The sequence below is a fragment of the Pseudarthrobacter sp. TE3704 genome, assembly GCF_056279405.1.
Window position 1 is genome coordinate 89833 of sequence record NZ_JBWCCJ010000008.1, and the last position, 17956, is coordinate 107788.

16 protein-coding genes, 1 tRNA gene and 1 other RNA gene are annotated in these 17956 nt (G+C 66.6%); 8 read left to right on the plus strand and 10 right to left on the minus strand.

All coding sequences use genetic code 11. From position 1 onward, the window contains the following. The first annotated feature begins 37 nt into the window (after positions 1 to 37). A complete protein-coding gene (locus tag ACZ9BC_RS19280; RefSeq protein ID WP_079598154.1) occupies positions 38 to 223 on the plus strand; it encodes a hypothetical protein in 186 nt (61 codons plus the stop codon). 250 nt (positions 224 to 473) lie between these two features. Further along, positions 474 to 3605 (plus strand): S8 family serine peptidase, encoded by a 3132-nt coding sequence (locus tag ACZ9BC_RS19285; protein WP_476247340.1) that lies wholly within the window; start codon positions 474 to 476, stop codon positions 3603 to 3605. 81 nt (positions 3606 to 3686) lie between these two features. Here the strand turns inward: ACZ9BC_RS19285 and ACZ9BC_RS19290 are convergent, their stop codons facing one another. The 4 genes from ACZ9BC_RS19290 to ACZ9BC_RS19305 all read right to left on the minus strand — a co-directional run bounded on the left by ACZ9BC_RS19290 (position 3687) and on the right by ACZ9BC_RS19305 (position 6059). Further along, complete coding sequence (locus ACZ9BC_RS19290) at positions 3687 to 4022, minus strand: subtilase-type protease inhibitor (RefSeq protein ID WP_476247341.1); 336 nt, start codon at positions 4020 to 4022, stop codon at positions 3687 to 3689. Continuing rightward, positions 4019 to 4957 carry a 3-methyladenine DNA glycosylase gene (locus ACZ9BC_RS19295; protein WP_476247342.1) on the minus strand — a complete coding sequence of 313 codons (939 nt, stop codon included), beginning with the start codon at positions 4955 to 4957 and terminating at the stop codon, positions 4019 to 4021. The genes ACZ9BC_RS19290 and ACZ9BC_RS19295 overlap by 4 nt, the downstream gene beginning before the upstream one ends. Further along, positions 4926 to 5495 carry an SSI family serine proteinase inhibitor gene (locus ACZ9BC_RS19300; RefSeq protein WP_476247343.1) on the minus strand — a complete coding sequence of 190 codons (570 nt, stop codon included), beginning with the start codon at positions 5493 to 5495 and terminating at the stop codon, positions 4926 to 4928. The genes ACZ9BC_RS19295 and ACZ9BC_RS19300 overlap by 32 nt, the downstream gene beginning before the upstream one ends. 96 nt (positions 5496 to 5591) lie before the next feature. After that, positions 5592 to 6059, minus strand: coding sequence for a MarR family winged helix-turn-helix transcriptional regulator (locus ACZ9BC_RS19305; protein WP_476247344.1), 468 nt, complete (start codon positions 6057 to 6059; stop codon positions 5592 to 5594). Positions 6060 to 6114: 55 nt separating this feature from the next. On the opposite strand from ACZ9BC_RS19305, the gene ACZ9BC_RS19310 reads away from it, so the two are divergent. Together ACZ9BC_RS19310 and ACZ9BC_RS19315 are read left to right on the plus strand one after the other, a co-directional pair. Continuing rightward, complete coding sequence (locus ACZ9BC_RS19310; RefSeq protein WP_476247345.1) at positions 6115 to 6375, plus strand: hypothetical protein; 261 nt, start codon at positions 6115 to 6117, stop codon at positions 6373 to 6375. Between the two features lie 134 nt (positions 6376 to 6509). After that, positions 6510 to 6725 (plus strand): hypothetical protein, encoded by a 216-nt coding sequence (locus ACZ9BC_RS19315; RefSeq protein ID WP_079598148.1) that lies wholly within the window; start codon positions 6510 to 6512, stop codon positions 6723 to 6725. Positions 6726 to 6812: 87 nt separating this feature from the next. On the opposite strand, the gene ACZ9BC_RS19320 is transcribed toward ACZ9BC_RS19315, so the two are convergent. After that, complete coding sequence (locus ACZ9BC_RS19320; protein WP_476247346.1) at positions 6813 to 8171, minus strand: aspartate kinase; 1359 nt, start codon at positions 8169 to 8171, stop codon at positions 6813 to 6815. 220 nt (positions 8172 to 8391) lie between these two features. On the opposite strand from ACZ9BC_RS19320, the gene ACZ9BC_RS19325 reads away from it, so the two are divergent. The 3 genes from ACZ9BC_RS19325 to ACZ9BC_RS19335 all read left to right on the plus strand — a co-directional run bounded on the left by ACZ9BC_RS19325 (position 8392) and on the right by ACZ9BC_RS19335 (position 11714). After that, a complete protein-coding gene (locus ACZ9BC_RS19325; protein ID WP_476247455.1) occupies positions 8392 to 9348 on the plus strand; it encodes an ABC transporter ATP-binding protein in 957 nt (318 codons plus the stop codon). After that, a complete protein-coding gene (locus tag ACZ9BC_RS19330) occupies positions 9345 to 10472 on the plus strand; it encodes an ABC transporter permease (RefSeq protein WP_476247347.1) in 1128 nt (375 codons plus the stop codon). Before ACZ9BC_RS19325 ends, ACZ9BC_RS19330 begins: the two co-directional genes overlap by 4 nt. Positions 10473 to 10595: 123 nt before the next feature. Then, complete coding sequence (locus ACZ9BC_RS19335) at positions 10596 to 11714, plus strand: hypothetical protein (protein ID WP_476247348.1); 1119 nt, start codon at positions 10596 to 10598, stop codon at positions 11712 to 11714. Between the two features lie 92 nt (positions 11715 to 11806). On the opposite strand, the gene recR is transcribed toward ACZ9BC_RS19335, so the two are convergent. The 4 genes from recR to ACZ9BC_RS19355 form a co-directional block, all read right to left on the minus strand. After that, on the minus strand, positions 11807 to 12406 hold the full coding sequence (gene recR, locus ACZ9BC_RS19340; protein ID WP_079598146.1) for a recombination mediator RecR: 600 nt from the start codon (positions 12404 to 12406) through the stop codon (positions 11807 to 11809). Between the two features lie 87 nt (positions 12407 to 12493). After that, positions 12494 to 16033, minus strand: coding sequence for a DNA polymerase III subunit gamma and tau (locus ACZ9BC_RS19345; RefSeq protein WP_476247349.1), 3540 nt, complete (start codon positions 16031 to 16033; stop codon positions 12494 to 12496). A 21-nt stretch (positions 16034 to 16054) separates the two neighbouring features. After that, an RNA gene (gene ffs, locus ACZ9BC_RS19350) (signal recognition particle sRNA small type) lies at positions 16055 to 16151 on the minus strand. Between the two features lie 45 nt (positions 16152 to 16196). Next, entirely contained in the window at positions 16197 to 16520 is a 324-nt protein-coding gene (locus ACZ9BC_RS19355; protein WP_476247350.1) for a hypothetical protein, read from the minus strand. A 324-nt stretch (positions 16521 to 16844) separates the two neighbouring features. Between ACZ9BC_RS19355 and ACZ9BC_RS19360 the strand changes: the two genes are divergently transcribed. Continuing rightward, positions 16845 to 16929 (plus strand) — tRNA-Ser (locus tag ACZ9BC_RS19360). A 97-nt stretch (positions 16930 to 17026) separates the two neighbouring features. Here ACZ9BC_RS19360 and ACZ9BC_RS19365 read toward each other — a convergent pair. Then, positions 17027 to 17950 (minus strand): oxygenase MpaB family protein, encoded by a 924-nt coding sequence (locus ACZ9BC_RS19365; RefSeq protein ID WP_476247351.1) that lies wholly within the window; start codon positions 17948 to 17950, stop codon positions 17027 to 17029. Between the last annotated feature and the right edge of the window lie 6 nt (positions 17951 to 17956).

Here is a 17956-nt window from a genome sequence, read left to right on the forward strand (position 1 = left end):
TCTGGAGTTGCCGAACCGGCTTCACTAGGATTGCGGGATGGCAGAGAAATCGAAGTCCGTCCTGTTGCCGATGGTTGCTGCGGCGGTATTCGCCGGACTCGGCAGGATGGTGCTGCAGAAAGTCAAGGCTGACCGCTTAGCGCGGGAAAACCGCGTGGCCGGTCCGGTCGATGAGAAGACCCGGCAGTGGATCAGCGACGTGGTCCGCACGCCGCGGCAGTAGCCCGGCCAGTTCCTCCGCGCCGCCATCAGGGCGCCCTTCGGGGTGCCCTTTTTTCGTGCCCGGATCATGCTGCGGGCGCCCGGGGGGAAGGCAATTTTGCAGCCTGTGTCCTATGTCATATTCGGCTATCACTCTGTACTGTTTGAACTGGCTTGTCTCATTGATTACAAGACCTGTAAACCAATATGCCAGGCCTGTCGTTTCGGGCCCGCAACCATAGCTGGGCCGGTACATCGTGAAAGGGTTGCACGTGAGATCAACTGGAAAGAGCCCCGTCAGGGGCGGGGGATTCCGGAAGGCGGCGTCGCTCGCCGTCGGCCTGCCGCTTCTCCTGACGTCGATGGCCATAAGTCCCGCCACCGCGGTGCCGGCCAGCCAGGACCGGCAATCAGCAACAACACAGTCCGGGGCACCGCAGTTCAACGACGGCCGCTACATCGTGGTGCTGGCCGGGGCGGCGGCAGCAGCGTACGAGGGGGAAACGCCCGGACTGGCCGCAACCAAACCCCAGAAGGGCAGGAAGCTGGACGCCGGCAGCTCGAACTACAACGCGTACGACGCGCACCTCCGCAAGCAGCAGCGGGACGTAGCGGCAGCCCAGGGCGTCACGCCAGCCAGGCAGTACACGGCGGCCCTCAACGGTTTCAGCGCCGAGCTGACCGCGGCCCAGGCTTCCGCCCTGTCAAAGGACAACCGCGTCCTGGCGGTGGCGCCGGATGTGGAAAACGCCCCCGACTACACCACCACGGACTTCCTCAAGCTCACGGGCCCCGACGGCGTCTGGGCAAAGCAGTTCGGCGGGGAAGCAAACGCGGGTAAAGGCGTGGTGGTGGGCGTCATCGACTCCGGCTACGCACCGGACAACCCCTTCCTCCAGGGTGAACCGGTGCAGCCGCTTCAGGGCCAAGCGCAGGTGGGCGTTCCCTACCGCACGGCTGACGGCAAGATTGCCATGCTCAAGGCCGACGGCACCACGTTTACCGGGGAATGCCAGAAGGGCGAAGGGAGCGGCGCGGCCTTCGACGGTTCACTGTGCAACTCGAAAGTTATCGGTGCGCGCTACTTCGCGGACTCCTTCCTGCAGTACGTGGCCCCTGAAAACCGCGCACCGCAGGAACTCATTTCACCCGTCGACGTCGGAAGCCACGGAACCCACACCGCCACGACGGCCGCCGGGAACGCGAACGTCGACCAGGTGATCGACGGTGCCGGCTTCGGCAGGAGCTCGGGCGTTGCTCCCGCCGCGAAGGTGTCGGTCTACAAGGTGTGCTGGGAAGACACCAGCCCGGACACCGGTGGCTGCTACTCCTCCGCTTCGGTAGAGGCAGTGGAAGCCGCCATCAAGGACGGCGTGGATGTCCTGAACTACTCGATATCGGGCAATAACAACAGCACCACCGATCCCGTGGCACTGGCCTTCCTGAACGCTGCCGCGGCCGGTGTGTTTGTCTCCGCCTCCGCCGGCAACTCCGGTCCCGCCGCCTCCACGGTCAACCACGCCTCGCCCTGGCTGACCACCGTTGCCGCGTCCACTTTCCCGAGCGAGCTGCTCGGTACCGTGAAGGTCTCCGACGGCTCGCTGTACCGCGGTGCGTCAATCATGAAAACGGAAGTTGCGGACAAACAGGTGGTGGTCGCTGCAGCGGCAGCCGCGGCGGGAGCTGCGAACCCCAACCTCTGCGGCCCCGGCAGCCTCGACCCGGCCAAGGTAGCCGGCAAAGTGGTGGTGTGCGACCGCGGGGTGGTGGACCGGACGGCCAAGAGCCAGGAAGTCCAGGCCAAGGGCGGCGTGGGCATGATCCTGGTGAACCTCACCAGCAGCTCCGAGGACGCGGACAACCATGTCCTCCCCACCGTGCACGTCAACGCCCCGAAGAGCCTGGAACTGAAGTCCAAGCTGGAGGCTAACCCCGCCCTGACGGTCAGCCTGGTCAAGGGCGACCTGACCGGTGAACCGCCGGCCGCCGTCCCGCAGATCGCCGGATTCTCCTCCCGCGGCCCCTCCCTGGCATCCGGCGGTGACCTGCTCAAGCCCGACATCGCAGCACCCGGAGTCAATGTTTTGGCCGGCGTCTCCACCATTGGAAACCACGGGGAACAGTTCGGGTTCATGTCCGGCACGTCCATGGCCGCACCCCACATTGCAGGTTTTGGTGCCCTGGTCCTCAGCAGGCAGCCTGCGTGGAGCCCCGCCATGGTGAAGTCCGCGATGATGACCACGGCCTACCCGCTGGTCAACGCGGACGGCTCCGCCAACACCGATCCCTTCCAGGGCGGTGCCGGCCACATTGATTCCACCCGGGTCCTTGACCCCGGGCTGGTCTACAACTCTGGCATCAAGGACTGGCTGGGCTTCCTGAACGGGCAAGGAGTGGACACCGGGGTACCACAGGCAGGCACCATCGCCGCCCGCGACCTCAACCTGCCGTCCATCGCGCTGGGCAGCCTTGTGGGGGAAGTCCAGGTCAAGCGGCAGCTGACGGCGCTGGTCCCGGGCATGTACCGCGCGGAAGTCACCATGCCGGGCTTCAGCGTCCAGGTGGAACCCCAGTCACTGAACTTCTCCAAGGCAGGCCAGAGCCGCGAAGTAACACTGACCATCCGCAACGTCAGTGCCGCCGTCGGCAAGTTCGGCACCGGAACCCTGGCCTGGAAGGGTCCCCGCACGGTGACCTCGCCTATCGCCATCCGGCCTGTTGATGCACAGATTGCTCCCTCCTTCTCCTTCAGCTCCGCCACCGGCAGCGGCAGCGGCACCATGGAGCTCGTGTCCGGCTCAGACGCCCCGATTGCAGTCGGCGTTGAGGGGCTTGCCCCACTGAGCCAGACCGCCATCACCAAGACCCCCGGCGCGTATGCGCCCACCAACGATGCGCACAATGCCCTGATGCAGGTGAATGTTCCGGCGGGATCGTCCTTTGCCCGCCTGGGCGTCCAGGCCCAATCCGACGACGTCGACTGGGACATGGTGGTATACGCGCCGAACGCCTCGGGTGGACTGACGGCAACCCAGGTGGCCACCGCCTCTGCCAGCGAGTTCCTGGAACTTGAGGCACCGCGGGCGGGCACGTACTACGTCGTGGCCAACCTGTACTCCACCCCGGACAACGGGGAGGCGAGCGCGGCGGTCCAGGCCGTGACGTTTGCCGGTGATGCCGGCAACCTCACGGTGGAGCCAAACCCCATTGTCGCTCCGAACGGCACGGCCACCTCGGCCACGGTGTCCTGGTCGGGCCTGTCCGAAGGGTCCTATCTCTCGCGCCTGAGCCTGGGCGGGAACGGCATCCGGACCTGGGTAAACGTTCAGGTGGGTCCAGCGGCCTCCGCCGCCCCGGCCTCGGCTCCGCCCCTGGCCCTCGCGCAGGCGGTACCGGCAGCCTGACAATTACAGCGCACCAGGCATAGGGTCCCGGACGGCAACACCGTCCGGGACCTTTGTCATTTCCGTGGCCGGTTTAGATGCTTAGGTGGCGGTGCCGCCACCAAGCAGCGGCGCCATGGTGTTCCAGCGCGAAATCTCGCAGCCGTCTGTCCTGCTGAATACGGCTTCGACACGGCGCCCATGGAAAGTTCCACTGACCACGGCTACCTGCGGCCCGCCATACTGCTGGGTGCAGAGCCTGGGCGGTCCCGGCGTCGGGAAGAAAATTTGCTCGCCGAACCGCTCCACGGCCGCGAGGGCAGCGGCCGGGTCCGGCACCGTTGAGTCCGCAGACGGCGTCCCGTCAGTGGCCTTCAGCCGGAATTCGTATTCGACGGCGGCGGGGTCCTCCCGCAGCCTGATGATGAGATCGATCATTGAACGCCTGCCGATACGGCCGCCAGCGCCAGGGCAAGCCGCTCCCGCAGTACTGCCGCCTCCGCTGCAAAGGACCGCTGGTACTCAACGTAGGCCGCCTTGCCCTGCGGCGTCTCGATCGGGATGGCGGGGTATCCCCATTCGGCCAGGTCATAGGGGGAGGCCTGCATGTCCATGGCGCGGATCCGCCAGGACAACTCGAAACAGTCCATCACCATTTCGCTGGGAAGCACGGGCAGCAGCTTGTACGCCCACTTGTACAGGTCCATGTTGGCGTGCAGGCAGCCCGGCTGCTCCAGTTGCCGCTGGGTTTCGCGGGTGGGTGCAAACTCGTTCAGGGGAGTGGCATCAGGGGTATAGAAGCGGAACGCGTCAAAGTGCGTGCAGCGGATCCGGTTGTCCTCCACCACCTTGTCCGTGCCCGCCGGTCCCAGACGCAACTGGAGGTACTCGTGGCGCAGGTCGAACCTGTCCTGGTGGTAGACCATGGCCCATTCGTGCAGGCCGAAGCAGCCGAACTGTGCCGGCCGTGCCGCTGTACCCCGCAGGATGATGCCGGCAAAAGCCACCGCGTCCCTTCGGTCGGCAAGGAAGGCGCTCCGGTCAACGGTGACCGCGGCGCTTCCCGCCGGCAGCCCCAGGGAGGCAAGCTCGCCGTCGTCGAGCATCCGGTAGTGTTTCCAGCCGCTGCGGACGGCCGCTTCCTCTCCCGGAAGGACAGCCCCTGCCCCGGGGTGCCAGCGGCGCAACTGGCCGGGTTTTTGCGTGTAATAGGTGAAGAGGAAGTCCTCGACGGGATGTTTCTGCCCGGCGGACCTGCGCGCCAGGTAGGGATCAGCGTAACGGCCGACGCGCTGCTGGTGGGCTTCTTCCCGCGCCCGCCACTCGTCCGCCGCCAGGAGCCTAAGCTGCTCCACCGGCGGTACCAAGAACATCCTTCGCGCCATCCCATGCGCTGATTTCGCAGCCGTTGGTACGGGCGAACTCCGTGTCCACGGGCACCCCGTCCACCACGCCGGTGACCGTGGCTTTTTGCGGCCCGCCGTACTGTTCGGTGCAGGCCTGGGCGGTGCCGGGAGTTGGCGGGTTCAACAGGGCGGCGTTTTCCTTCAGGGCTGCGCACGCCGCCGCGGCGTCGGGGTGGCTGCTTTCGGCGGCAGGGACACCCGCCTCGCACACCAGCGTATGGCTTACCTCGGGCTCGCCTTCGGCAGGGATGACAGTGATGGCCAGTTCGGCATTGCCTTGGCCCGGGCCCGCAGCGGGCGGCAGCGAAGGGGCTGGAGCCGGCGCCGGAACCGAGGTTTCAGCGTCCGGTGAGGGTGAAGGTGCGGAAGTCCCGGAGGCCGTTGCCGATGGGGAGGAAGGAGTCGCCGATGGGGACGGTGATCCGCCGTCCGGGGTAGGGGTGCAAGCCGGCATCAGAAGCGCGGCAATTGCCAGGGCTGCCAGGCGCAACCGCATTTTATGCATGGCCCGATGCCTCTTTCATCCTTCAATTCTAGCTGCTGTGCTGAGCCTGTTCCGGGCCGCGCCGGAGCCCCTGCGCCCCTGCCTGCCCCCGCGCCTCTAGGGACGGCCTTCGGCCGTGGCGGCGATGAGGCCCATCATGGACGCATGCAATTCGGCGACCTGCTGCCGCGTCAGCCCGAGCCGTTCCATCATGGTCCCGGGAACCTGCAGGGCCTGCTGCCGCAGGGCTGCTCCTTTTGGGGTCAGTTCGACGGCGAGCGCCCGCTCGTTCCCGTCTGCCCGGCCGCGCGTAATGAGGCCGGCCGCCTCGAGCCGGCGGAGCAGCGGTGAAATGGTGGCCGGTTCCTGCGCCAGCGCTTCGCTGATGTTCCGCACGGTCCGGGGGCTGGTTTCCCAAAGGGACAGCATCACGAGGTACTGCGGGTGCGTCAGGTTGAGTTTCTCCAGCACGGGCTTGTATGCCCCGACAACGCTCCGTGCCGCGACGGTGAGGGCGAAGCACAGTTGATGCTCCAGGAGCAGGTCGTCGTCCTGTCCGGTGTCTGCCGTTGCCGCGGTCTTCAAGGCGTCCTCCAATTGTTAGTGCACTAATTATTAGCGTACACTCTTGGTAGGAAATATGGGAAAGGGGCCGGACATGGGCAAGGGCAACTCGGAGTATCAAGGCAACGCCTCGCAGCGGTTCATGCGGGCCACCGGCAAGCTGCGGGCCATCTTCGGTCCAGCCAACCGATCCTCCCTGGTTCACGACATGACCGAGGAGAACCGGCGGCTGCTCGCACAGCGGGAAGCCGAGAGCCAGCAATGGGAGACCATCACGCGGCCGGACGGCAGCACCTACGTTGTTCCCAGGAACCCCGACGACAAGTCCCTGCGCTGACCGGGTGCCTGTGGCCTGCCTGCACCCCGCCCGGCGGAGCCTTTTCCCGGGCTGCGGCGTAAAATAAGGGCACTGGCACCCGAAAATGCCAGAAAACTCTTTGCCCCGGCATACCGGGAAGGGGGTGGAAAACAATGCCACATGTACTCAGCGGGTTCATGAGCGCGACAGACAGGCTCCGCTTCTTTTTTGGGCCTGCCACCCGGCTGGACACCGATACGCCCGTAGTGCACAAGCATGACGAATTCGAGCAGGCCTCGGAGGAGGATCTCTCGCACTTCGTGGTGGAAACCGACTCGACCGGACACCACTACGCCGTGCGCCGCGAAGACCTGGACCGGGAGGCCTGAGCCACCGGCTGCGGATCCATCAGCCCACAAAAAGCCGGGCCGCTCTCCGAAAGTCTGGAAGGCGGCCCGGCTTTTGCGTGGGCAGGCTTAGCGGCCCGTGCCGCCGTAAACGGTTGCTACGTTGTCGCTGTCCAGCTCAAACGCCTTGTGGATCACGCGGACTGCCTCGTCGAGGAGGTCAGCATGGGTAACCACGGAGATGCGGATCTCGGAGGTGGAGATCATGTTGATGTTGATGCCGGCGCCGGACAGGGCCTTGAAGAATGTCGCCGAAACGCCGGGGTGGGAGCGCATGCCGGCGCCGATCAGGGAAAGCTTGCCGATCTGCTCGTTGTATTCAATGCTCTCGAAACCGATCTGGTCCTGCGCTGCGTGCAGGGCGGCGAGGGCGTCGGCGCCCTCGATGATGGGCAGCGTGAACGAAATGTCGGTCCGCCCGGTGCCGTGCGTGGACACGTTCTGCACGATCATGTCGATGTTGGAGTGGGCGTCGGCGATGACCTGGAAGATTGCGGCTGCCTTGCCGGGGATGTCCGGAACGCCCACCACCGTGACCTTGGCTTCGGAACGGTCGTGTGCAACGCCGGAGATGATTGGCTGCTCCAAGGCAACTCCCTCTTGAGTGGTGATCTTGTCTTCGGCGCTGGGAATGACCCAGGTGCCTTCATGCTGGCTGAATGATGAACGGACGTGCAGCGGCACGCCGAACCTGCGGGCATACTCGACGCACCGGAGGTGCAGGATCTTGGCGCCGGAGGCTGCGAGTTCGAGCATTTCCTCGCTGGAGATGGTGTCGATCTTCTGTGCCGAGGGGACAACGCGGGGGTCGGCCGTGTAGATGCCGTCCACGTCGGTGTAGATCTCGCAGACGTCGGCTTCCAGTGCGGCGGCAAGCGCCACGGCGGTGGTATCTGAACCGCCGCGCCCCAGGGTGGTGATTTCGTTGGTGGCCCGGCTCATGCCCTGGAACCCGGCAACGATGGCGATGTTCCCCTTATCGAGCGCGGTGCGGATCCGGTGCGGATCGACGTCGATAATACGGGCCTTGCCATGGATGCCGTCAGTGATCATGCCGGCCTGGGAACCGGTGAAGGACTGGGCGGAGGCGCCGAGCTTGTTGATGGCCATGGCCAGCAGCGCCATGGAGATGCGCTCGCCGGCGGACAGCAGCATGTCCATTTCACGGGCGGGGGCGGAATCGGTCACCTGCGCGGCGAGGTCCAGGAGCTCGTCCGTGGTGTCACCCATGGCGGACACCACAACCACTACCTCGTTGCCGGCCTCCTGGGCGTCCACCACGCGCTTGGCAACGCGCTTAATGCCGTCGGCGTCCGCCACCGAGGATCCGCCGAACTTCTGCACGATGAGCTGTTTGGTCACCGCACGGCCGGTGGGCAGCACCTGGGGCTGCGTTGTGTTGTGCACTTCGGTAGTGGGCGTACTCATGCGCGTACCTTCACTGGATCAATTGGAGTTCTGGAGGTCAGGCAGCCTGACGCCAGGACGGCGCGACTTCCTCCGACAGTTTATCGCTGCCCGCAACGCGGCGTTGAATTGTGACCGAATCTCCGCCCGCAGGAGGAGGGCCGGGGAAGGGCGGCGGGCGTACGCTCAAGTGATCGGATGCATAAAACTGTGGGGGACAGGTGCGTGGAACATGGCAATGATGTCGGAAACATCGGAAGAACCGGACGGGCCGGCGCCCGACGGCGGTATTACGGCCAGGGCGGTCAGCCGCAGCTTCGGCGCGGTGCACGCCGTCGAGCATATGGACTTCCATGCCCCGGCCGGCAAAGTCACGGCCCTGATAGGGCCGAACGGCGCAGGCAAGACAACACTCCTGCTGATGCTGGCATCGCTGCTGGCACCGGATGAGGGAAGCATCAGCGTCGGCGGGCTTGACCCAAGCCGGAACCGGGCCGAGGTCCGCAGCAGGCTCGGCTGGATGCCTGACACCCTGGGCGTCTGGGAGTCACTGACCGCTCGCGAGATCCTCACCCAGATGGCCCGCTTCTACCGGCTTCCCGCTGCCGGCATAGGGCAGAGGGTTGCAGAGATGCTGCAACGCGTCCGGCTGGCCGACCTCGCCGACCAGCCCGCCCGTGTCCTGTCCCGGGGACAGCAGCAACGGCTCAGCCTGGCCCGTGCATTGATCCATGATCCCTCCGTCCTGCTCCTTGACGAGCCGGCGTCGGGGCTGGACCCGGGCTCGCGGGTGGAGCTTCGGATCATGCTGCGGCAGCTTGCGGCTGAGGGCAAAGCAGTGGTGGTGTCCTCCCACGTCCTGAGCGAACTTGATGAAATCGCTGACGTCGCCGTGTTTGTGAACAAGGGGCGTACCGTCCGGCAGCAGACCACCGAGGAGGCCGCCGCCGGTGGCCGGCGGTACGCCATTACGGCATCGGACACCTCCGCGCTTGCCGCCACACTCACGGAGCTTGGCCTGGTGTTCCGCGCTGAGGAGGGGCGCCGCCCGGGCGTGAGCCTCACCCTCCCCAGCGAAAGGGACGCGGAGAGGCTCCTGCGCGACCTGGTGCTCGCCGGCGTCGGAATTACTTCCTTCGCTCCAGCTGCCGGAGCCCTGGAAGAGACGTACATGAACCTCGAGGGGGAGCGGCAATGAGCCAGCTGACAGGCAACCGGGAGGACACCTCCCGCTCAGGCGTAGCAGGGGCCTACCTGGCCGGCATCGGCCATGTGGTGGCTTTGGAACTGAAACAGCGGCTGCGGTCGCGCGGCTGGTACATCATGCTGGCCATCTGGTTCCTGCTGACGGGGCTGGTCACGTGGCTGACGTGGGCCAGCTGGAACGCTTCGCAGGCCGCCCAGCGGGCATTCGGCATGCCGCCGGAGTCCAGCGGGCCGGGCTCCATGATTTTCGAAGTGGTCCTGGCCTTCGTCCTGTTGTTCGCCCTGTTGGTGGCGCCCGCCTTGTCAGCCAACGCGGTGAACGGCGACCGGGCCGGCGGGACACTGGCCATCCTTCAGGTAACCCTGCTGGAACCCGGCCAGATCCTGTGGGGAAAGTTCTTCGCCGCCTGGCTGGCGGCGTTGGGCTTCCTCGTTGCCAGCACGCCGTTCCTGGTCATCGGCGTGGCGCTTGGCGGGCTGACCCCGGGCCACGTGCTGGTGTCACTGCTGATGCTTGCCGTGGAAGTGGGCGTCGTGTGCGCCCTGGGCGTCGGCATTTCGGCGCTCGCCGGCCGGCCGCTGTTTTCGATCGTGGTGACCTACCTTGCGGTGGCCGGCCTGGTTTTCGGAACATTGATTTCCTTCGGCCTCGGCACGGGGCTGACACAGGGAACGGTAATGGCCAACAACGCCCAGTATCGCGAATATGCGCCGCTGCAGTCGGGCCCTTTTGAACCGACGTACACCTGTTCCGGCCCCCTCCGCCAGCAGCCGGCACTCCACACCGAGCGCGTGGCGTGGACGCTGGGAATGAATCCCTTCGTGGTGGTGGCGGACGCGATTCCGTACCGGGACCGCACCAACCAGCAGGGTTTCCCGTCCGTGGGGGCGATTGAAGGCATCAGCCAGGCAGCGCGCCAGGCCATGGCGGGGCCGGAGGGTACCGTCCCGTGTGCGAACGGGATCGTGCAGCCAGCCTACCTGGGGCAAAAGACACCGCTGTGGCCCCTCGGCCTCGGCCTTCAGCTGGTGCTGGCAGGGCTCTTGATGTGGCTGGGCTGGCGTGCCCTCCGGACGCCTGCCCGCCGCCTTGCCCGGGGTACGCGCATCGCCTGAGCCTGCAGCTCTGGACAGGCCCGCGGCGGGGGACCACGATGGGACGTGATGTAGTTCGTGCGGCCGGGGTGCCTGCCGGTTTCAGCCGGGGCTGGGGCCTGACCAGGGAAAGGTGGGCTCCCCGTGGCCGACGACCCGAAGTCATCCGTTGATTCGATGGCCGATCCCTATTTCGAGCCGATCGGGCCCGGCGCCTTTCCGCCGCTGCCGTACGACAAAGACAACGACGACGGCGACGACGGGCGGCCGGGCCGCGGTGCCCGGCGTTTCGTCGCGGCTGGCTTTGGTGCGGCCGGGCGGGCGGCCGTGGCCGACGTGCTGGGAACCGTCCGGACACTTCGGTTCTGGGCAGTTGCCGTGGCTGGCCTCTGCGCCACGTGGGCCGTTGTTGCCGCCTTGGTGCTCCTGCCGGGAACGGCCGGAGATTCCACGGAGTGGGTGCCCGCACCGGTCGCTGCGTACGTGATGGCTTCGTCGCTGTTGCCGGCTACGGCCGCTTTGGTGGCAATGCACTGGGGCATGACGTGTTCCGGGCCGCCGCCCGCTGTCGGGGATCCGGAGCGCAGGATCTTTTCTGCCGTGCTGACTGCAGCGTTGCGTGGGCTGGTCTTCGCGGTGCTCATCCTCGCCACCCTGCTGCTGGAAGCGGCGGCCGCCGGTGAACCCGGGACTGCGGCGGCCATTTCGGCCGGTGTCGCAGTGGTTGAAGGCGCGCTCTTCGGAGGCATGGGGGTGGCTGTTGCCGCGCTGGGGTGGCGTGCTGGCCGGACGCGTGTTGCCGGGTGGGCTCTGGCATTGTTCCTGGTGGCAGGAAGTGTTGCAGCGGCTGCTTTCCTGGTGCCCGCCGTCCGGACAGAGGAACCGGTCACAGTTGCTCTGAACATCGAACGGGCGCCGGATGGATCCGCCGTCGCCTACGAGTGCTCAGCCGTTTCGGTGGGGATAGCGGAGGTGTACCGGACGGAGCGGGTTATGTGGCTCCCCGCTGCCAGTCCCAGCGTTCTGTTTGTGATGTTGGCCGGAGACGCCGGCACCGGCGCCGGACTCATCAGGTCCCTGTCAGCGGCATTCCAGGAAGCGGCAGACGGAACCCAGGTGCTGTGCGTCAATGGTGAACCGCGGAGCAGGGATGCCCAGCGGATGCCGCTGGGCGCGGTAGGGCTTCTCCTGCAGGCAGCAGTGGCAGGTGCGCTGCTGGTAGGTGCACACGCGGCAGCGGACCGCCGTCGCCGGTCCGCCTAGTGGGTGCATGCTGCGTGGCTGGCAGAACTCCGCAGCAAGTACGCCCCTGCACGCAGCCGGGTTACCTGCCGGCGCCCGCAGGGGTGGGGCGGTCAGGTCAGTGCGTTCCGCCGGCCTTCGAAGGCGCGCCCCAGGGTGACTTCGTCCGCGTACTCCAGGTCTCCGCCTACCGGGAGGCCTGACGCGAGCCGGGTGACCGCGATGCCAATGGTCTTGAGCATACGTGCCAGGTACGTCGCCGTCGCCTCGCCCTCAAGGTTGGGATCGGTGGCGATGATGACCTCCTGGATGGCACCGTCATTGAGCCGTGTTAACAATTCCCGGATTCGCAGCTGCTCGGGGCCAATGCCGGCGATCGGATTGATGGCTCCACCCAAAACGTGGTACCGGCCGCGGAACGAGCGCGTACGCTCTACGGCCAGGACATCCTTGGATTCCTCCACCACACAGATGACGGCGGGGTCGCGGCGGGGGTCACGGCAGATGTTGCAAAGCTCCTGCTCGGTGACGTTGCCGCAGACCGTGCAGAATTTGACCCGGTCCTTGACCGTGGTGATCGCGTCCACCAGCCGTTTCATATCCTGGGGGTCTGCTTCAAGGATGTGGAACGCCAGCCGCTGTGCGGATTTGGGCCCCACGCCCGGAAGGCGTCCGAGCTCGTCTATCAGCTCCTGGACAGCACCTTCGTACACGTTTTCCTCTTTAGCTTGGTGTGGACAGCGGGTAAAGCAAAGGCATCCGGAGCAAGGCCGGCCGGTTCAATGGCCGGCCTGTAACCGTCAGTACCGGGGCGGGAGCGGGCTTCCGTCGGCGGAGCGCTCCTCAATCAGCTTTCCGCCCAGAATACGCTCCACCGCCGCGCGCCCGAACACACCGGACTCCTCGATGGTCTCGTCGTCAGCGCTGGGGATGTCCTGGACATAGCTGGCGGCAGCCGCGACCGCCCGCGCAGGTGCCTTGGCACGGCCAGCCTCGGCTTCAGGGCTATTGGACAGCCGCTGGTAAAGGCTTTGCCGGGTTTCCCCGCCGCCGGCCGCAGGGGTTGCGACCGAAGAAGGCGCGCTTGCCCTGGAGGGCGCGGTGACAGGTGAACCGGAAGGGGCTGGTCGGGGCGGAGCGGCCGTGACGGGAATGGCAGCGGGCGCAGCCGACGCCATGGCGTACTCCGGGGCACGAACCCGCTCAGGTTCGGGCGTGGCCGGGACCGGGGAAGACGGCGCTGGGGAGGCCGAACCGAGGGACGCCTGTACCGGGGTTGCCTGCCCTGGGAAAGATTGTCCGGGTGCCACCGGCTGTGCCCGATCCTCAAGGGGAGAGGCAGGGGCTGAGGCAAGACCCCAGTCCGGTTCCGCGGGCAGCCCGGACGTGGTGACAGGGATGGACGGCGGCACCTGGGCTGTGGCGGGTTCGTAACGGGGCGCTGCTTCCTGCCCGGCCCCCGTGCCGGAAGTGGCGGGGGAAGGCGTCCTGCCCACGTTGCTCTCGTTCCCGACAACCCACACTCCCGGCGCCTGTTCGATGGCACGGGCCCAAGGATCGTGGGCAGCATCGGCAGCGGCGGGACGGTGCGCCGCTGCATCTCCGGGCGCGGCGGTTGGGTCCTGCCTGTCCTGCGTGTCCTGGCTTCCGGAGCTGCGGGGAGCCGGTGCGGGCATGGCTGGAGTGGGGCTGCTTACCCCTCGGTTGGAAGACGGCACCCAATCCAAAGGGGGTTCCTCATCCAGCGGTGGAGCGTCTTCGTCGCGGGGCGCGCCCCAGTCGTCATCCGAGTACGAGTAGTCCCCCGCCAGTGGGGGGTAAGAATTGGTTCCGGTTGATGCGGCGGCCAGAGCCTGGGGCCGGGAGGGTGTACCTGCGGCCGGACGCCCACTTGTTTCCTGGGACGGGCGGGCAGGGTTGGCGCCCTCGGGGTGGGCAGGCGCGGGGCTCGTAGCTGGTTCTGCTCCTTCAATACCTGCGCCTCCGATGCCTGACACCGCGCTGCTGCCGGATGCACTACCTTGGCGGTTGCCGTCAGGGCCGGGCCCTTCGCTGCGCCTTTCGACGTTGGGAGTGTGCCCGGACACCGTAGGTGTTGGCGCCGGTGTGGCCGCGCCTGCGGGGGAACTGGAAGATTTCGGCGCCGGCACGGATGTGGCTGGCGCGGGCACCAAGCCCCAAGCGACGTCAGCTGACGTGGCCGGGGCTGAATGGCTGGCTGGCGCTTTTGGGTTTGGCTCAGAGCTCGCTTGCACGCCGCCGCCGGCCACCCCGTTGATCTGGCAGTCGATGCCCACCGTCTTGTGGATCGCCTGGCGCAGGTTGTCCGAATGGTCGGCACGGCCGAAGGCCCCCGCCAGTCCGGACGTCGTGAACGAAAGGGTGAGAACCGCGCCGTCGAAGGCGCTCACCTGCGCGTTGGGTTCCACGAGGGCCCACGTGCTGCGCTTGATCTTGGACAGGGTCTGCAGGACATCCGGCCAGGCGCGGCGCAGAACCTCGACGTCCCCCATTGCTGCGGGGGCAGCCGCCGGGGCGGGGCTGGTGGTATGCGCGTTGCCGGGGCCGTTGGCTGGACCTCCGGGGGCGCCAGCGGCGGCAGGGCGGGCGGCGACGGGACCGTTGGCGGCACGTTCTACTCCGGCGGCAGGAGCCGGGGGAGCAACCGCCGCAGGAACGGAACGTTCTGGGGCCGGGCGTGCAGGTGCCGGGCCGTCAGATGATGGGCGGACAGGTGACGGGCGGACAGCGGAGGTTTCGTCCACGGGCCAGTCATTGGTGCTCACCCGGGGAGCCGTCAGGGGTGTCCGGGCGGGGGCATCCGACGATGCACTGCCGCCAGGGGCGGGAACGCCCTGGCCGGCTTCAGCGGCTGCTGGTTTCGGCGTCACAGGTTGGCGCGAATCCACCCGTGGCGAGGCCGCAGGCACCCCTGCGGATTCCGGATGAACCGGGCGCACTCCGGCAGGAGAAGCGGGCTCGGCGTGAGCGGCCTGACCATCGTGTGCCGGCACGTGCGGAGCGGCTGAGGGGGAGGCTGCAGTTCCGCGTGCCGGCTGGGGAGCGGGGGCAGCGGTAACCGGAGCAGCAGCTCCGGCGCCGGCCGCACCCATGCCGGCGGGAGCACCGACGTCGTTCCCCGCGTAGTTGAGGCGCCGTTCCACCCGGTCAATCCTTGCGGCCATGCCGCGCTCGTTCTGCTCCGAGCTGGGCAGCAGGATGCGGGCGCACAGCAGCTCGAGGTGCAGCCGCGGGGACGTGGCACCGGTCATCTCGGTCAGCGCCGTGTTGGTGACATCAGCCGCCCGCGACAACTCGGCGGCACCCAGGTTATGGGCCTGGTTTTGAAGCCTGGCGATCTGGTCCGCGGGCATTCCCCGAAGGATGGTCTGGGCGCTTTCCGGCATCGCCTGGACGATGATCAGGTCGCGGAACCGCTCCAGCAGGTCCTCGACAAAGCGGCGGGGGTCATGGCCTGTTTGAATGACCCGGTCCACCGCCCGGAAAACGGTGGCGGCATCAGAAGCAGCCACCGCCTCAACGACGTCATCGAGGAGCGAAGCGTGCGTGTATCCGAGCAGCGCCACGGCAAGTTCGTAGTCCAGGCCGTTCGGCCCCGCGCCCGCCATCAACTGGTCCAGGACCGAGAGCGAGTCACGGACGGAGCCGCCGCCGGCGCGGATCACTAGCGACAGGACGCCGGGGGCAACAGGAACGTTCTCCTGGTTGCACAGAAGCTCAAGGTAGGCCATCAGGGGCTCCGGCGGCACCAGCCGGAACGGGTAGTGGTGGGTGCGGGAGCGGATGGTCCCGATCACCTTGTCCGGTTCCGTGGTGGCGAAAATGAACTTGATGTGTTCCGGTGGTTCTTCCACGATCTTCAGCAGGGCGTTGAAGCCGGCCGAGGTGACCATGTGGGCCTCGTCAATAATGAAGATCTTGTAGCGGTCCCGCACCGGCGCGTAAGTGGCCCGCTCGCGGAGGTCCCGGGCATCGTCCACGCCACCGTGGCTGGCGGCATCGATCTCGATAACGTCCAGGGAGCCGGAGCCGCCGCGGGCAAGCTCAACGCAGCTCGGGCAGGTGCCGCAAGGGGTATCTGTAGGGCCCTGGGCGCAGTTCAGGCAGCGTGCCAGGATGCGGGCCGACGTGGTTTTACCGCAGCCCCTGGGACCGGAAAAGAGGTAGGCGTGGTTGACGCGGTTTTTCCGCAAAGCCGTCATCAGCGGCCCGGTGACGTGCTCCTGCCCGATGACGTCTGCGAACGAGTCGGGACGGTATCTGCGGTAGAGGGCGGTAGTAACTGTCACAGAGAAAACCCTACCAATCCGGGCTGACATCCTGCCGCCCTGTGGGGGAATAGTAAAGACCCCCCATGCACCCGCCAGAGCCCGCCTACCCTTGCTACCTTCCGGTCCTGGGGGAGTTCAACAGGATGACGCCACATGAGGGGCCGTCAGATACTTTACCCGAACATCCGGTCCGACTCGAATCGGCTGTCCGTTAGCGCCAGCCCTGCACCTGCCAGCTCATGAAAGCCGGCTCCTCGTAAGGATGGGCGGCGCGCAAAGCGGCAACGACGCCGGCCAGAAGCGGCTCCTCGACCACGCACTCAATCCGGTCCTCCGCTACCTTTTCGTTCCTGCCCACCTGCCCAACAAACGGGTCGGCGCCATCCCGTGGAGTGAAGGAGCCCGTGCCGGGTGAGACGAAGGAACAGTGGGAGTAGTTGCCAATCCTGCCTGCCCCTGCGTCACCGATGGCCTTCAGGACCAGGTCCGTGTGGGTAGCAGGGGTGTAGGCCACCAGGGCGTGCAGCTCCGTCATGCTTCAATCGTGCCCGACGCTTCAGTGGATTCCACTGATTTCCATTGCCAATCCCTTCGCCACGCACGATCATGGGTATGTACACCGATTGGGGCAATCTCCAGATTGTGAGCTGTGTGGCCTGGCTGAACGGGGCCGGACCCGGCAGCTCAACGGTGTGCCAATGGAATGGGCGCGTTGGGGGCGTCCATTTCGGCGTTAAGCCGCAGTAAGGCCCCCGGCGAAACCTGGCCCCGTGGAGTCGAAAACGGCGCGCAAACGGCCGATTGGGCGATGCGCGAAACATCAGGTACTCTAGTATCTGCTTTTGATTCAGAAGCAGCTGGAGAATTCGCCTAGCGGCCTATGGCGCACGCCTGGAACGCGTGTTGGGTTAACGCCCTCGGGGGTTCAAATCCCCCATTCTCCGCCGGTTAAGAACCCGGTCCCACATGGTTGGGGCCGGGTTCTTGCATTTACAGCCGCTGCCGGATCCTGGAAATCACTACACGGTTCCTGGGGCAGGGCTATCCCTCGTCTCCCACAAGAACGCCCAGGCGCCGCAGCCGGGCGCGGGCGGCCAGTTCGCTGGGTCCCCGTGGGCCAAGGGCAAGGCGGACGACGCCGAGAACGGCTTTTGTGGCCAACTTCACCGGCAGCGGGAACGGGCCCAACCGTGGAACATCCAGCCCAAGCATCTGCCGGTACCTTGGCTCCAGGCTGTACACGGCTCCCGCGAAAAGGATCCGGTAGCCGGGCCGAAGCATGGGATGCAAGGGCGCGTTGCGGATGAACTCCACGGTCTCCGCCACGCGCCCGTCCACGCGCAAGTCACCGTTTTCATACCAGCGGTCCAGCTGCCCGCGCATCTCCGCCTCGGTGAGCGGCGGTTGGGGCACGCCCATCAGCCTGCCCGCCTGCGCCCACTCCCTGACGTACGCGTCCGGTCCGCCGGGAATGGCACCGCCCCAAATTTTGTGGGCTGTCAGGAAAGCGTCCGTAAAGGCAATGTGGATCCAGCTGGCAAGTTCGGGGTCATTGGCGCTGTAGCTGCGAACCGCACCCTGATTGTCGCTGTAATTTCCTTGGACCGGCTCGTGCAGCCGGCGGACCATGCGTGAGGCCTCCTCAGCCGCCTCTTTCGAGCCGTACGTGACGGTGAAGATCCAGCGGATGGTGTTGGCCAGCCGGCCCAACGGGTCTTCGCGGAAATTCGAGTGTTCGTGGACTCCGGCCAGGGCGCCTGGATGGAGCGACTGCATCAGCAGCGTCCGGATTCCCGCCACGATGGGGGACATTGAACCGTGCACGGCCCAGACCGCAGAGCCGGGCAGGTGGTAGCCAGGGTCATCCCCTTCTTCCAGCCGCAACGCCCAGTCCGGCGGCGCATCGGCCTTGCCCGTAAAGGTTTTCTTGAGTTCGTCCTGCCATTTCCGGAGGAAACTGCGCATAGCCCA

What these genes read in the sequence shown, in the direction of transcription:
- ACZ9BC_RS19280 (WP_079598154.1), top strand. Translation starts at nt 38, where the DNA reads ATGGCAGAGAAATCGAAGTCCGTCCTGTTGCCGATGGTTGCTGCGGCG.
- ACZ9BC_RS19290 (WP_476247341.1), bottom strand. Translation starts at nt 4,022, where the DNA reads ATGATCGATCTCATCATCAGGCTGCGGGAGGACCCCGCCGCCGTCGAA.
- ACZ9BC_RS19295 (WP_476247342.1), bottom strand. Translation starts at nt 4,957, where the DNA reads ATGTTCTTGGTACCGCCGGTGGAGCAGCTTAGGCTCCTGGCGGCGGAC.
- ACZ9BC_RS19300 (WP_476247343.1), bottom strand. Translation starts at nt 5,495, where the DNA reads ATGCATAAAATGCGGTTGCGCCTGGCAGCCCTGGCAATTGCCGCGCTT.
- ACZ9BC_RS19310 (WP_476247345.1), top strand. Translation starts at nt 6,115, where the DNA reads ATGGGAAAGGGGCCGGACATGGGCAAGGGCAACTCGGAGTATCAAGGC.
- ACZ9BC_RS19315 (WP_079598148.1), top strand. Translation starts at nt 6,510, where the DNA reads ATGCCACATGTACTCAGCGGGTTCATGAGCGCGACAGACAGGCTCCGC.
- ACZ9BC_RS19320 (WP_476247346.1), bottom strand. Translation starts at nt 8,171, where the DNA reads ATGAGTACGCCCACTACCGAAGTGCACAACACAACGCAGCCCCAGGTG.
- ACZ9BC_RS19325 (WP_476247455.1), top strand. Translation starts at nt 8,392, where the DNA reads ATGTCGGAAACATCGGAAGAACCGGACGGGCCGGCGCCCGACGGCGGT.
- ACZ9BC_RS19330 (WP_476247347.1), top strand. Translation starts at nt 9,345, where the DNA reads ATGAGCCAGCTGACAGGCAACCGGGAGGACACCTCCCGCTCAGGCGTA.
- ACZ9BC_RS19345 (WP_476247349.1), bottom strand. Translation starts at nt 16,033, where the DNA reads ATGTCAGCCCGGATTGGTAGGGTTTTCTCTGTGACAGTTACTACCGCC.
- ACZ9BC_RS19355 (WP_476247350.1), bottom strand. Translation starts at nt 16,520, where the DNA reads ATGACGGAGCTGCACGCCCTGGTGGCCTACACCCCTGCTACCCACACG.
- ACZ9BC_RS19365 (WP_476247351.1), bottom strand. Translation starts at nt 17,950, where the DNA reads ATGCGCAGTTTCCTCCGGAAATGGCAGGACGAACTCAAGAAAACCTTT.